The 13,264-nt window shown below is 63.2% G+C and carries 12 protein-coding genes; 2 read left to right on the forward strand and 10 right to left on the reverse strand.

All coding sequences use genetic code 11. The annotated features are described in order from the left end of the window. On the forward strand, nt 1-300 hold a 300-nt coding region (locus ACIPRI_RS23235; RefSeq protein WP_446623862.1), incomplete at its 5' end, for a hypothetical protein. 293 nt (nt 301-593) lie between these two features. On the opposite strand, the gene ACIPRI_RS23240 is transcribed toward ACIPRI_RS23235, so the two are convergent. From ACIPRI_RS23240 to ACIPRI_RS23285, 10 genes are all read right to left on the reverse strand, one after another. Further along, complete coding sequence (locus ACIPRI_RS23240; protein ID WP_446623863.1) at nt 594-980, reverse strand: VOC family protein; 387 nt, start codon at nt 978-980, stop codon at nt 594-596. Nucleotides 981-1,265: 285 nt separating this feature from the next. Beyond that, nucleotides 1,266-2,744, reverse strand: coding sequence for a DUF1254 domain-containing protein (locus ACIPRI_RS23245; RefSeq protein ID WP_446623864.1), 1,479 nt, complete (start codon nt 2,742-2,744; stop codon nt 1,266-1,268). 459 nt (nt 2,745-3,203) lie between these two features. After that, the gene (locus tag ACIPRI_RS23250; protein WP_446623865.1) at nt 3,204-5,366 is read right to left on the reverse strand and encodes an amylo-alpha-1,6-glucosidase; all 2,163 of its coding nucleotides are present in this window, start codon (nt 5,364-5,366) and stop codon (nt 3,204-3,206) included. Beyond that, nucleotides 5,363-6,421 carry a glycosyltransferase family 4 protein gene (locus ACIPRI_RS23255; RefSeq protein WP_446623866.1) on the reverse strand — a complete coding sequence of 353 codons (1,059 nt, stop codon included), beginning with the start codon at nt 6,419-6,421 and terminating at the stop codon, nt 5,363-5,365. Before ACIPRI_RS23255 ends, ACIPRI_RS23250 begins: the two co-directional genes overlap by 4 nt. Before the next feature lie 101 nt (nt 6,422-6,522). Beyond that, on the reverse strand, nt 6,523-7,023 hold the full coding sequence (locus tag ACIPRI_RS23260) for a hypothetical protein (RefSeq protein WP_446623867.1): 501 nt from the start codon (nt 7,021-7,023) through the stop codon (nt 6,523-6,525). Nucleotides 7,024-7,058: 35 nt separating this feature from the next. Beyond that, the gene (locus ACIPRI_RS23265) at nt 7,059-7,361 is read right to left on the reverse strand and encodes a DUF1488 family protein (protein WP_446623868.1); all 303 of its coding nucleotides are present in this window, start codon (nt 7,359-7,361) and stop codon (nt 7,059-7,061) included. A gap of 100 nt (nt 7,362-7,461) precedes the next feature. After that, entirely contained in the window at nt 7,462-8,151 is a 690-nt protein-coding gene (locus ACIPRI_RS23270) for a Crp/Fnr family transcriptional regulator (protein ID WP_446623869.1), read from the reverse strand. Between the two features lie 79 nt (nt 8,152-8,230). Beyond that, on the reverse strand, nt 8,231-8,950 hold the full coding sequence (locus ACIPRI_RS23275; protein ID WP_446623870.1) for a Crp/Fnr family transcriptional regulator: 720 nt from the start codon (nt 8,948-8,950) through the stop codon (nt 8,231-8,233). A 291-nt stretch (nt 8,951-9,241) separates the two neighbouring features. Further along, nucleotides 9,242-10,570 carry an amidohydrolase family protein gene (locus ACIPRI_RS23280; protein ID WP_446623871.1) on the reverse strand — a complete coding sequence of 443 codons (1,329 nt, stop codon included), beginning with the start codon at nt 10,568-10,570 and terminating at the stop codon, nt 9,242-9,244. A gap of 68 nt (nt 10,571-10,638) precedes the next feature. Then, nucleotides 10,639-12,021 (reverse strand): nucleobase:cation symporter-2 family protein, encoded by a 1,383-nt coding sequence (locus tag ACIPRI_RS23285; protein WP_446623872.1) that lies wholly within the window; start codon nt 12,019-12,021, stop codon nt 10,639-10,641. Between the two features lie 115 nt (nt 12,022-12,136). Here ACIPRI_RS23285 and ACIPRI_RS23290 point away from each other — a divergent pair, with 115 nt between their 5' ends. Beyond that, the gene (locus tag ACIPRI_RS23290; RefSeq protein ID WP_446623873.1) at nt 12,137-13,027 is read left to right on the forward strand and encodes a LysR family transcriptional regulator; all 891 of its coding nucleotides are present in this window, start codon (nt 12,137-12,139) and stop codon (nt 13,025-13,027) included. Nucleotides 13,028-13,264 lie beyond the last annotated feature (237 nt).

Raw genomic sequence — 13,264 nt, forward strand, 5'->3', positions numbered from 1 at the left:
GCGACGACCATGGTCACGCACACGACAGGTCCTGCTCCCTGGTTGTTTTGCTACATCGCGCATCTGCTCGCGCGTCAGGGTCGGTTCTTCGAAGCAGCAAAGACGATTGCCTATATCGACAGCTGCACGCTGGAGCCCGACCGCGTGCGTATGCCCCCGGTGCCAGAGCGTTGCTACGAAGAGGCACTCGCCATCGTCAAGACGGGTCTCGACACCGAAGCGCTCGGTCGCCTTCGCAACGAGGGTTCCCGGCTCAGCGCGGAGGAAGTGATCGCCATGGCCTTCCCGGCCCGGACTTAGCGACACCAACAGCGACTTTGCGCACCGTCGGTAAGCGGCCAGTCGTGAATGACTCGTCATGGCCGGATCCAGCGCATCGCGAGGCCGAAGTCTACGACCGCTCCCGCTGCAAAGTGCTCAGGTGCCGGTCACGTCCAACCTGCTAACTGGAGATCCCATTGCTAGAAGCCGTGGACGAGTCATAGAAGGTGGCGTATTGCGGCATGATGACTTGGCCTTGGTGCGCCTACGGCGTACGCAGCGGCAGGGGCTCAGTCAAGGAGCAGCGACGGCGCCGCGCGGCTGATCAGGCCTCAGGCCAGGTCCTCGTGCAGGCACAGGATATTGCCCTCGGGATCTTCGAACCAGGCTGCCTTCTCGGAGCCGAGTACGCAGACGTGATCGACCGTCTTCAGGCCCGGCAGGTCGTAGTCGGCGAAGCGCACGCCGCGCCCTTCGAGCGCGGCCACGGCCTCGCCGATGTGCGCCACGCGGAAGCTAACTGCCGTGTGCTCGGCCTTCGTGCCTTCTGGCTTCGGGAAAAGCGCTAGCTCGGTCCCGCCGCACTGGTAAATGAACTTGCCGTCGGGTTTTGCGCCGAGCGGCTCCAGTCCCAGCGCCTCCTCGTAGAAACGGCGTGCGCGGTCCAAATCCTTCACTGGCAGCATGCAGGTGACGCGACTGGAGGCCAAGGGGTTCATGACAGTGCTCCGGCAGTCCTGACGGCTACGTTTGTAGTCCGATCCGGGCGCGGCTGCAAATGCCCGCAACCTGGTAGGTAGCCGCCGAAAAAACGTGCATCGCTGACTGCCTGCTACGCTGCAGACCCGCCGGACAGCTGTCGATGCTGACGGGCTGAGCCGGGCCCACTGCCGGCCTTCGATATATGCCATTGAGCGACCGCAATGAAAGTCTGAGCAGTCCTTGAATTGGACGCGGCACTCGATTCAGCGAGATGCCCTTTCCAAAGGACGTGCTCTGACCATCTACTTCGACGCCACGATTCCCGGCGGCTTCCATGTTCCTTCGCCGGCCGGCAAGATGGAAGGCGGTGTTTCCTTGGGGTAGTACAGGCGCATCACCAGGAAGATTGTGTCGCTCGGTGCAGGCAGCCAGTTGGATTCCAGTGCCTTGCCTGGCGACTCCTTCTGAACATAGAGGGTGAGCGATCCATCGGCGTTCTTCTTCATCGCGGACAGCATCGGCGAATTCACGAGGTATCGGTCGATCGGGTTCTTGATCAGGAGCTGGCTCTTGCCGTCATACATCGTCACCGACCAGAAGGCGTTCACTGGTGGAAGTTGCCCGGCTGGAAATGTGATGGTGTAGTTGTGCTTGCTGCCGTCGAGCACTTCGCCCTTCGAGTCGGCGCGTGTGAACGGATACATCGCTTCCACGGCATCGTTCCCGTAGAGCCCTCCCTTGGCAGCAGCGGCACGCTTGAGCCAATCGCCCTTGAAGAAATCGCGGTCGCCGAAGAGCGCGCCGATGTTCCAGCCGTTGACATTCCTGACGCCGCTGGCGAGGAACTTGTCCACCTTCTCCTCACCCTCCTTCAGTCCCAGACCGACGGCCGCCTTGTGCTCCAGCGAAAGATCCTTGAACTCGAAAGTCTTGCCCGGGCCGACGCCGATACGGGCGAGCCGGGCACGGACATCCCTGTCTGCCGGCGTCGCGGGGACAAACCGGAGCGCGGCATCCAGATACGCCAGGTAGTTTTCCTTGATCCCTTTGGTGGTGGCGGGGAGGAAATCGATCGCCGGCGCGGCCGCTGGAGCAGGCTGCTTGAGGAAGGCGGACAGAGGCTGCGCCTTGTAGCCCGCCTGCACCCTCACCACGTTCGGCATGTCCTTGGCGTCGAAAAGCTGAGTCCGAATGGCGCTCAAGGCAAAGGGAGTGCTCGAGGTGAAGACCTTCTTGATCCCAGGAGGCGTCGCGCCTTTCCAGTCGGGACCGACCACCATGTAGTGGCCTGGCTCGCTGCCCGTGGCACGGCTGCCGATGTAACCGTAGTTGTAGGTGTTGCCGTCGATCAACTGCACCGAGTAGTAACGGCGCTTTTCCACTGCCGGCACCGAGATCACCATTGGCTCCGCGCGCACGTCCAGCCAGACAAACGAGTACGGGGTGTCGCTGTTGGGCGTGATGATGGCCGTGTCTTGATAGGTGAAGACGCGAGACTCGTTCTTGATCTGGTTGAACGGTGCCTTGTATTGCGGGCCGCCCTTGTCCACGGCGTATTCGTACATCACCGCATAGTTCATGACCAGCGGCAGCCCGTAGATCAAGGCCTCTTCCGCGATGGCCTTGGTCTCGGCGAAACCGGGCGCGGCGATGCCCTTGGCAGCATCTGCTTTCGCGGCCTGGGCCACGGGGTCGTTCTTGCTGGCGCAGCCCGCAATCAAAGCCACCGCGGCTGTGGCGATAGCTGCCCATTTCAAGAATGAAGGAAGTTCGGCATTCATGATTGACCTTGTCCTTTGCAAATCGTGATCCCTGCACCGTCGCAGTGGCCCCGCGCGATGATGACAGCGGCCCGAATGGTTTGGCAATTGCCCTAAAGGGAAGGTTCGATGCATCTCGGTCTGAGGTCCCATCCCGGTTCGGTCCGTTGAGAGACGCTGGACGTCTATTTGTGTCAACCGACCTGATCGAAGCTGGTGGTGTACGTGGAGTCGAGGTGCGCTGAGGGGGCCGACGACCGCTCGCCTCTGGAGCGGCCGCCCATTTGCACGAGATGAGGGTCCGCAGTTGGCCGATGAGAGCCGAGCGAGGCGCGAGGGTCTACGGCAGAGAAAGACTGGCTGCGGCCGGTCGATTTTCTCTGCCGAACGACGGCGAACGTCGAAAGCTGACGTCGGCGCTTTTCTTCGCGAACGAGGACGGACACGCGATGGCGCCTGCCACCATGGCGGCACGTCGTTTCACAAGCGCAGATCAATCTGCAGCTGATCCGCCCCTGACTGCCGCGAGACCGTCGCCTGCACATTGGCGCCCCTGCGGGTCAAACTGAGGTCGACGGCGCCTTGGGGCAAGCGCAGGTCGCGCAGCACGAGCGCATCGATCTCGGCGGGCAGAACCGGTTGCTCAACCACAATGCGTCCGCGCATGGCATCAATGTCGATGCCCAGGCAGCCCTGCAGCAGCATGAACACCGCGCCGGCGGCCCAAGCTTGGGGCAAGCATGCCACCGGATAGGAGACCGGCGCCTCACCATTCACCCTTTCGAAACCGCAAAACAGTTCGGGCAGGCGCATGCCCACCTGGCTGGCACATTCGAACATCTCGCTGGTCAATCGCGCTGTGCTGTCCCGCTCGCCGTAGCGCGCCATGCCGGCAGCGCACAATGCCACGTCGTGGGGCCAGACGGACCCGTTGTGGTAGGACATGGGGTTGAAGCGAATGGCCTTGGACGACAGCGTGCGCAGTCCCCAGCCCGACTCGAGGCCGGCAGCAAGCAGTTGGCGCGCTACGGCCCGGCCGCGCTCGGCGCCTGGCAGTCCCACATACAGCAAGTGCCCCGGGTTGGAGGCATAGACGCGACACGGCGCACCGGCACCATCCAGCGCCAAGGCGTAGAACTGCATGTCTTCCTGCCAGAAGCTTGCCTCGACCCGCTCCCGCCAAGCCTCGGCCGCCTGCGCGTAGGGCGCGACTGCCATGTCATGCCCAAGCCAATTCGCCAGCAGCGCCATTCCTTGCAATGCAGCGACCGCGTAGCCTTGAACTTCGACTAGTGCAATTGGCCCTTCGGGCGTGCGCCCATCCTCGTGGAAGATGGCGTCGTGGCTGTCCTTCCAACCCTGGTTGGCCAGGCCGGAAGCTTGCGCACGCGCGTAAGACAGAAATCCGCCATGCCGACTCGCATTGCCCAGAATCCAGGCGGTCGCTGCCACCAATGCAGGCCACAGCTCCACGATGAAGGACCGATCCGCGGTGCGCCGGGCATATGCAGCCGCCAACGCAACAAACAACGGCGTTGTGTCCACGCCGCCGTAGTAGCGGCCGAAGGGCAATTCACCCAACGCCGTCATTTCGCCCTTGCGCAGTTCATGCATGATCTTGCCCGGCTCCGCGTCGTGAAAGGCCGACGTCTCCCGAGCCTGATGACTGGCCAGGTAGGCCAGCACGCCACGCGCCAGGGAAGGCTTGAGCCACAGGGTCTGCAGCGCGGTAATGATTGCGTCGCGACCGAAGGGCGTGGAGAACCACGGAATGCCAGCATAGGGATAGGGCCCGGTCGGCAGTGCAGTGGTCAGCAACGCAAGGTCGACTTCCGAGCGATCCAGCCAGGTCTGAAACTGCCGGGCGGAAGTCCGCACGCGCGCACCGGCGCGCTGACGAGTGCGCATGCTGCGCCGTGCAGCAGCGCTCGCGGCTCGAAACTGCGCGCACGTCGGTGCCAGCGCAGCCGGGCCGATGTCCACATACAGGACAACATCCTCGCGACCGTTCAGGACAAGGTCGAAGCGGCAGTGCTTCTCATCGATGACTGTGGGCTGGGTCGAGAACACCACGCGGGTCCGCCGCTCCACACCATCCAGCCCTCGGTATCCCAATTCGACCTCCTTGCTCTGCACCTTGGCGGGCAGAAATTCGCCCCGTCGGGAACGGCGCTCCCCGCGCACCTCAAAGGTGTCGCTGAAATCCGCACCGTAGGCCAAGGTGAGCTGCAGCCGTGTCACCGCTTTGCCGTAGTTCCTCAAGGTGATGCTCTCGCGTAACAGCCCGTCCCACAGGAGGCGTCGCCGCTCGATATGCACGATGCCCTGCGGCAAGGATTCGTCCCCGAGCGGGGGCAGCGGCCGGTTGGTGGCATGCGCGGTGAAAAACACGTTGTCACGGCTGACCGCGCTGGACAACAGGGTCGGCCGTTCGCCTCCCAGCAACAGGTAGAAGCACGACAGCAGGCGCGTATCTTCCTGAAAGAAGCCATCGCCCGAACCCGCGATGTCGCCATAGGTGTCGGCAACCACGAAACTGTCGCCATCCTTGAGGACGTAGAGATGGTCGGGCGTGCGCGGCACCGATGCGCTCGCCGTTGCGCTCTGAGGGTGCGGCACTTCCTGCGGATGGGGCGCGTTCATGCCACCTCGCTTTCGTGCAGACGGCGGTTGCCAACGAGTTGCCAATACAGGCGGGCGTAGCGTTTCGCCATCGCCTGTGCAGTGAAGCGCTCGTCGAACGCTCGGCGCACGCGCGTGCGCGACAGTTCTCCGATACTGTGGACAGCCTTCACGGCCCCAGCGATGTCGTCGACGATGAGACCCGAGACGCCATGCTCCACCACCTCCGGGACCGAACCGCAACGCCAGGCGATGACGGGTGTGCCGCACGCCATCGCCTCGATCATCACCAGGCCAAAAGGCTCGGGCCAGTCAATCGGAAACAGCAATGCCCGCGCGCCGCCCAGGAAGGCGCTTTTTTCGGAGTCGCCGATCTCGCCGACGAAGTCGATCAGAGGATGGTCCAGAAGAGGCCGGATGCACTCGTCGAAGTAGGCGCGATCTGCTGCGTCGACCTTGGCCGCAATCTTCAAGGGCACACCAGCCGCCTTCGCGATCTCGATCGCGCGATCGGGTCGCTTCTCCGGCGAGATCCGTCCCAGGAAGGCCAGGTAGCCCCCTTGAGTCCGTGGACTCAACTGGTAGTGATCGGGCAGCATGCCGTGTTGCACAGTGGCATACCAGTTGGCATCCGGCAGCGGAGCGCGCTGGCTGCTGGAAATGGAGACCAATGGATACGAATGCCAGCGTCCATAGACGCCGCGCAGATCGTCGATGTCGAGCCGACCATGCAAGGTGGTGAGCGTGCGTTCGGGCATGTCCTCGAAGAAGGGGAAGTGGATCAGATCGACGTGAAAGTGAATGACGTCAAATGCATCGGCACACCGTCGCACCTCGTGAATCATGGTGAGGTGGCTGGCCAGGTCCGAGTTCAGGCGTCCGCCGTCCAGGCGCAGCGGCCGGGCACGTGTCGTGACCAGCCTGGCCTTGGTCTGTGTCTCGCCAGCGGCGAACAGCGTGACCTCGTGGCCCTGATCAACCAGAGCGTCCGTGAGATGGGCCACCACCCGCTCCGTGCCGCCATACAGTTTCGGCGGCACCGCCTCGTACAACGGGGCCACCTGTGCAATCCTCATGTTGTGCTCCTTCGCCTTCGAACAAGAATGATCAAGACCAGTTCAGGACATCAAACTTCAACGCTGGCTGCGAACCGAATATGACCGGCTCTCGGACGCGATCAACTAGGCAGAACTGTCCCGATCCCGGCGGCCGCGACCGCGAGTAGGCAGGCATAGGCAATCCCCCTTGCCGAGAAGACAGATCGACGAGATTCGCGTGCAGTGTGCAGCCGAACTGGCAGCGATTGGACCATTTCGACGGGTCCTCGGGAGTCGAAGCGATCGTCCCGATCAATGGCTCCGAGAATCGAACCGATCTCTTCCGGGCGCTGATCATTGCGCTCGTCGACCGCAGGCGCCTTGTGGTGCGCACGTTGCACGTATGCGAGAAGCAATCGCCCCTTGTAAGTAAATCCGATGTCCTCGCCGGACATTGCCAGGACCCCATGGTCCATCAGCGCAATAAGTCCCCGGCGCACAGAAGCTCGTTCGCTGACCGGCACGCTCGCGTGAAGTCCAGTGCGCAAGGTCTTGCTCGATCCACACTTGATCAGCCTTGAGTGGACCAGCGAGACCACGACGCCAGCGACCGCTTCGCGATCGGAGATCTCTCTTTTCACGATATGACGAACGCCGGCGCACAGAAGCTCAGCGGTCAGACCGCGAGATCGAACTCGCGCAGCATCACCGGCACGTAGGCGCCGGCAATGACGCGCCGACGTACGGCGGCATCGAGCTCCTCCGCGTGATGCACGAAGGTGTCCAAGGGCAGATCGTCCATGGCAGCCGGCCGATAGTGGTAGTGCAGCGTCTCCTTGCCGATCATGGCGCCCACTTCCGTGCCGTCGATGGTCACCCAGAACCGAACAGTGCCTGACGCTTCATCGAAGAAGGGCGGGCTCGTCATGGCTGTCCTTGCGCGTGCTTCGCCTTGGTCGATGTCGGGGTCGTGGTCCATGCATTGCTCGCGCTGAGGTCCAAAGAACACTTATAGAACGCGCTGCACCTGCCGTCCGTACGCTAGCGCACGGACCGTCCGGACGACGCGGCTGTAGGCATCAGAGCAATTGCCCGTAAGTCTTGCAGTCTGCGTCATAGCAGGCGCAGGCCATCGTTTCGAGCCCGCCCCGATCGAGCACTGTCAGTTCGCCACGCCTGTAGGCAATCAATCCCCGGCGCTGCAGGGCACTGGCGGCAGCCGTGATGCCCACGCGCCGCACGCCCAGCATGTAGGCGAGAAACTCTTGCGTCATGCAAAAGTGGTTGGCTTGCGCGCGATCTTGGCTCATCAGCAGCCAGCGCGCCAGGCGAGGTCCGATCAGATGAAAGCGCAGGCAGTCCGCCGACGTCGCCAACAGTGCCATCAGCACGTGCGTATACCGCGCCATGCTGCTCCGCAGCGCGGCACTGCGGGCGAGCTCTTCGCGGAAGTTGTCGGTCGTGATGCGCCACGCCGTGCCAGGCCCTTGCATCAGCGCGTGCAGCGGTGCCCTGGTCACACCAAGGGTCAAGTGTGCGCCAAGCATGCCTTCGCGACCCGCCATGCCAACTTCCAGGCCCGGATGGAGGTCGACTTGTGCAATCAGCGAGACAAAGCTGTCGATTGGGAACCATGCATGCTGCGTGAACGCACCACGTTCATAGAGCACCTCCGCCAGTGCGAGCCGAATGGGCTCGCACGAGGCTAGCAGCCGCTCGCGGTCGGCGCCGGGGAGCAATTCGATGAGGTGGTTCTGTGCGTCGGCCAAAGGTGCTCCACGAACAGGGCGACGCACCAGTGTGCACGCACCCGCGCGGGGCTGACTGTCTGCCAGCGCACAGAGCAGCTCAGCTTGCGGCCGTTGGCGGAAGCAGGCGGTCGTACTCGGTCTTGACCACCCCATAGCACTCACAAGTGCGTCTTTCCAGACCTTCTCGATCGAGCACCGAAATGCGGCCACGCGCATAGCGAATCAGCCCCGCATGTTGCAGTTTGAGCGCGCCTTCGGTGACGCCTTCGCGGCGAACGCCCAGCATGTTGGCAATCAGTTCCTGCGTCATCACGAGCTCGCTGCCGTCAAGACGGTCAAGACTAAGTAGGAGCCAGCGACACAACTGCTGATCGAGCGAATGGTGGCGGTTGCACGCGGCGGTCTGCGCCATCTGCGTGATCAATGCCTGCGTGTAGCGCAACAGCAGATGCAGTACCGGACCCGCACGGTTGAACTCGTCCTTCATGCATTGTGCTTCCAGGCGAAAACCTCGTCCGGCGCTTTGCACCACGGCGCGACTGGGCGTCGATTCGCCGCCCATGAAGAGCGAGATGCCGACGATGCCCTCGTTGCCGACCACGGCGATTTCGGCCGAGGCGCCGTTTTCCATCACGTACAGCAACGACACGATGGAGTTGGTCGGGAAATAGACATGGCTTAGTGTGCGGCCCGACTCGTAGAGTACCTGGCCCAGCGGCATGTCGATCACCTCGAGCTGAGGCCACCAACGCTGCCGTTCCGCTTCTGGCAAGGCGGCCAACAGATGGTTGTCGAGAGGATCTGGGGCCTTGGCCATGGTGAAGTCAGTATAGGGATTGCATTGCCCTATGTGCGCTATCGAACGGACAACACTTTGGGAACAGGGCCACAAGCTGCAGGTCGCATCTGATCAGTCTGATGCCAGCTGGTGGCCGACCATGGCTGTACGACGAGCGACTGCTTGGACCTCGAAGCGGTCAATCTGAGCGGCATTGCTGACTGTCCGCAACCGCTGCACAGTTGCCGTCCGGCGCCCCAGGACGGCTCCGCCATTTGCCGGACGCTGCCTGCCACGCGCTACGACGGATGCCAGAGGCAACCAGCCCTTTTATGCCAAGAGCGCATTGACCGTGCCATGCGTGCGCAGCCATTGGGCGCGGCGCTCGAACAGCTGGGGCACGGCGCGATTGGCGCGCGCGATGGTCTCCGACAGGTCGCCTGACAGCAGCCGACCACCTTCGACGACGATGCGGCCCGCCACCATGGTGAGGTCCACGTCACCACCCTGCACCGCATGCACCAGGTTGTGGTGCAGATTGCCATCGGCACCGCCCAGAAGAGGCGTCATACGCGGGGTGTCGGTGCGCAGCGCGACCAGATCAGCGACCTTGCCCACTTCGATCGAACCGATCGTGTCATCGAGTCCCAGCGCCCGGGCACCGCCGATGGTCGCCATGCGGCACACCGTCCACGCATCGAGCGCGGCGGCGTCCAGCCTGGAGAACTTGGCCAGCAATGATGCGGTCTTCATCTCCTCGAACATGTCGAGGTTGTTGTTTTCCTTTTCGCCGTCCGTTCCGAGGCCAACGGCGATGCCCCGCGCCAGCATGGCTTCAACCGGCGCGGCACCGCTGGCGAGTTTCATGTTGCTGATCGGGTTGTGCGCCACGCCGATGCGACGTGCGGCAAGGATGTCCATCTCCTTGTCCGATGGCCAAACGCAATGCGCCAGCATGACGTGGTGTGCGTCGAGCAGGCCGAACTCCTCGAGTGCTTCGATCGGACGCATGCCGTGGCGTCGAAGCGTTTCGTCGACATCGAATCGGCTTTCGTTGCTATGCGTGTGAAACCCGACCCGATGTCGCCGGCTGATCTCGGCGCATCGGCGCCATGCCGCGGGGGTGGCATAGAACATGTGCTCCAGGCCCACCCAGACATGGATGCGACCGTCCGCACCACCGTGCCAGCGTTCGATCAGCGCCTCGTTGGTGTCCAGGGTCTCGAAATAGTCGTGCTCCGGATGCTCGGCGACGTAGGGCACGAGCACGGCCCGGATTCCCAGATCGGCGGCGGCCCGCGCGCTGCCCTCCATATGGCGCCACATGTCAACGATCGTGGTCGTGCCCGACAGCAAGGCCTCGGCATAGCACAGGCGGGAAGCCAGCTCGGCCTCTTCGGCATTGATGACGCGGTGCATCGGATCGATGTGCTGCTGCAGCCATTCCCAGACCGGCAAGCCCTCGGCCGTGCCCCGCAGCAGGCCAGAGTGCGCGTGGGTGTTCACGAGGCCCGGCATGAGCAGGCGATTCTTCAGGCGTCGCACCGGTACGCCGGGGTGGCTGCCAACCAGGGAAGAGATCACGCCGACGGCGCCGATGCGGCCGTCCTCGTTGGTCAGGACGGCCCCATCGCTGACGACAGTGTTGTTGGCGTCCATCGTCACGAGATGGTCGGGATGGAGGATTTGTGCATTCATGGTGAAGTGAGTCTTTCAAGGGAAGGATTTCAGGCCTCTGCCATCGCGGCGCCGCGGGCTGCGGCCTCCTGCGCCTGCTGGCGCGTGCCCAGCCCGTTGAAGAGCAGGTTGAGCGCAATGGCCGTGATCGTGGTCAGGATGATTCCGCTGTCCGTCACGACGCGTGTCCACGCGGGCAGCTGCGAGAAGAAGGCGGACGACAACAGCGGAATCACACCCACGCCGACGCTGACCGCGGCCAGCAAGGCATTGCCGCGGTGGCGCTCGTAATCCACCGTTGCCAGGATGCGGATTCCCATCATTGCGACCATGCCGAACATGACGAGCGCCGCTGCGCCGAGAACGAAGGACGGCGTCGCGGCGACGATGTAGCCCATTTTCGGGAACAGGCCCAGCGCAACCAGGATCAGGCCGCCTGCAACGCAGACGAAGCGGGTCTTGACGCCCGTGAGCGTGACCAGCCCGATGTTCTGGGAGAACGACGTATAGGGAAAGGCGTTGAAGATGCCGCCCAGTACGGCGCCAAGCCCGTCGGCGCGCAGGCCTCGGACGAGTCGCTCCGGTGTGGTCGGCCTGCCGACAATCTGGCCAAGCGCGAGGAACATGCCGGTGGACTCCACCAGCGTGACCAGCATGACCAGGCACATCGAGACGGTGGCCAGCGGGTCGAAGACCGGCATTCCGAAGGCAAAGGGCTTGATCACGCCGACCCACGGCGTCGCCCCCAGTTCGTCAAGTCGAACCTCGCCGAAAAGGCAAGCGGCAACAAAGCCGCACGCGACACCGAGCAGCACGGCAATGTTGGCAACGAAGCCCTTGGCGAAGCGCGACAGCAGCAGAATCACCAGCAGAACGCCAAGCGAGATGCCCAGGTACAACGGACGGCCGTAGTTCGGGTTGGCGCTGCCGTCGGGCAGCAATGGCTGCCCGCCTGCGGCCCAGTCGATGCCGACCTTCATCAGGCTGATGCCGATGACCAGGAGCACCGAGCCCGTCACGACCGAGGGAAAGAAGCGCAGGAAGCGGCCCATCAATGGCGCGAACAGGATGCCAAACACACCCGAGGCGATGATGGCGCCGTAGATGCCCGGCAATCCGAGCGATGGGTTGCTGCCGATCACGATCATCGGAGTGACGGCCGTGAAGGTCACGCCCATCATGACGGGCATGCGAATGCCGAATTTCCAGAAGCCCAGCGACTGGACCAGGGACGCGAGCCCGGCCGCAAAGAGGTCTGCGTTGATGATGAGGATCAGTTGATCGCGGGGCAGCTTGAGGGCCGCCCCCAGGATGAGCGGCACCACGATGCAGGCTGAGTACATCACCAGCACGTGCTGGAAGCCCAGAAGGGCCGTGCGCCCTGCGGGCAACTGTTGATCCACCGGGTCAGGCGTTTTGTCCCTCGAGTTCATGTCTCCATTCCTTTCTTTGATGGCCAACGGGGTCGGCTTGTGAGGTCGAGGAAATTCTCGTAGTGGAGCCGCGAGGTGTAAAAATGGGATCCATCAAAAATCCAGATGCATCGGCATGAGGTTCTCCTTCGACCAGTTGGCCGTCTTTGTGGCTGCAGCGCGCGAAAAATCCTTCTCGGCGACCGGCCGGAGGCTGGGCAAGACGCAGTCGGCCATCAGCACTGCTATTGCCGACCTCGAGGTGGACCTTGGCGTTGCCCTGTTCGATCGAGGCGGCCGCTATCCCCTGCTCACGCCCGAAGGCGAAGCCCTGCTGGAAGAGGCCGAGGCCATCCTGTCGCGTTGCGGGAGCTTGCAGGAGCGCGCGAGTGCATTGACCAGTACGTCCGAAGCGCAACTGGCCCTGGCCATTGAAGATGCGTTTCCGGGCACGGCGCTGGCGGAGGTCCTCGGGGAGTTGCACCAGCAGCATCCCGGGGTCCGGCTGGACTTGCTGCAACCGTCCAGCGCGGAACTGCTCGACATGGTGTTGTCGGGGGTCGCTGCACTAGGGCTGGGCTGCGCGAGGGCCAACTATCCCAAGGGCATCGGCTTCTGCCGCCTCGGACAGGTCACTTTGGTCAACGCGGCGCGCCACGACCATCCGCTGGCCCGGCTGGAGCGCGTTCGGTTCGCACAATTGGCCGACCACCTCCAATTGCTGCTGCTGGCCCAAACCGCCCACCTTCTGACCAGCGAGTACCTCAACTCGCCGAAGAAGTGGTTCGTGCAGAGTGAAGTGGCGTTGATCGAGTTGCTCAAGAGCGGAATAGGCTGGTCGATCGTGCCCAGGCGCCTGATCGCGGCAGAACTTGCCAGTGGCGAGCTGAAGGAACTCACGCTAGAGGCCTATCCATTCACCGAATGGTCGATCGGGCTCGACCTGATCTGGAGCGTCGAGGCCAAGCCGGGCGCGATCGCAACGTGGCTCAAAGCCGAGCTGGCACGAACGAAGGTCATTGCCTGAGAGGTCCGGGCTGCGCCGCATCACGCGCGTGCACAGCGTGTTTTCTTTTCTTTCGGCTCCAACATGCTGGTGCTGGCCCACAGCATCAATGTGGTCGCGGGCGTGATCGCCTGGTGTTCTGTCCCGTTAATTCATAGGCAGAGAAACTGCATGGGCTGAGGCATCCTTCACCCATGACTACGTGCGTCATGGCACGACCACGCGGCGCTGAACGTGCTCAATGGAGCGGTGCTGGCC

The organism is Variovorax sp. LARHSF232, from assembly GCF_052871435.1.

What these genes read in the sequence shown, in the direction of transcription:
- ACIPRI_RS23265 (WP_446623868.1), bottom strand. Translation starts at nt 7,361, where the DNA reads ATGGACCACGACCCCGACATCGACCAAGGCGAAGCACGCGCAAGGACA.
- ACIPRI_RS23245 (WP_446623864.1), bottom strand. Translation starts at nt 2,744, where the DNA reads ATGAATGCCGAACTTCCTTCATTCTTGAAATGGGCAGCTATCGCCACA.
- ACIPRI_RS23250 (WP_446623865.1), bottom strand. Translation starts at nt 5,366, where the DNA reads ATGAACGCGCCCCATCCGCAGGAAGTGCCGCACCCTCAGAGCGCAACG.
- ACIPRI_RS23290 (WP_446623873.1), top strand. Translation starts at nt 12,137, where the DNA reads ATGAGGTTCTCCTTCGACCAGTTGGCCGTCTTTGTGGCTGCAGCGCGC.
- ACIPRI_RS23240 (WP_446623863.1), bottom strand. Translation starts at nt 980, where the DNA reads ATGAACCCCTTGGCCTCCAGTCGCGTCACCTGCATGCTGCCAGTGAAG.
- ACIPRI_RS23285 (WP_446623872.1), bottom strand. Translation starts at nt 12,021, where the DNA reads ATGAACTCGAGGGACAAAACGCCTGACCCGGTGGATCAACAGTTGCCC.
- ACIPRI_RS23275 (WP_446623870.1), bottom strand. Translation starts at nt 8,950, where the DNA reads ATGGCCAAGGCCCCAGATCCTCTCGACAACCATCTGTTGGCCGCCTTG.
- ACIPRI_RS23255 (WP_446623866.1), bottom strand. Translation starts at nt 6,421, where the DNA reads ATGAGGATTGCACAGGTGGCCCCGTTGTACGAGGCGGTGCCGCCGAAA.
- ACIPRI_RS23280 (WP_446623871.1), bottom strand. Translation starts at nt 10,570, where the DNA reads ATGGACGCCAACAACACTGTCGTCAGCGATGGGGCCGTCCTGACCAAC.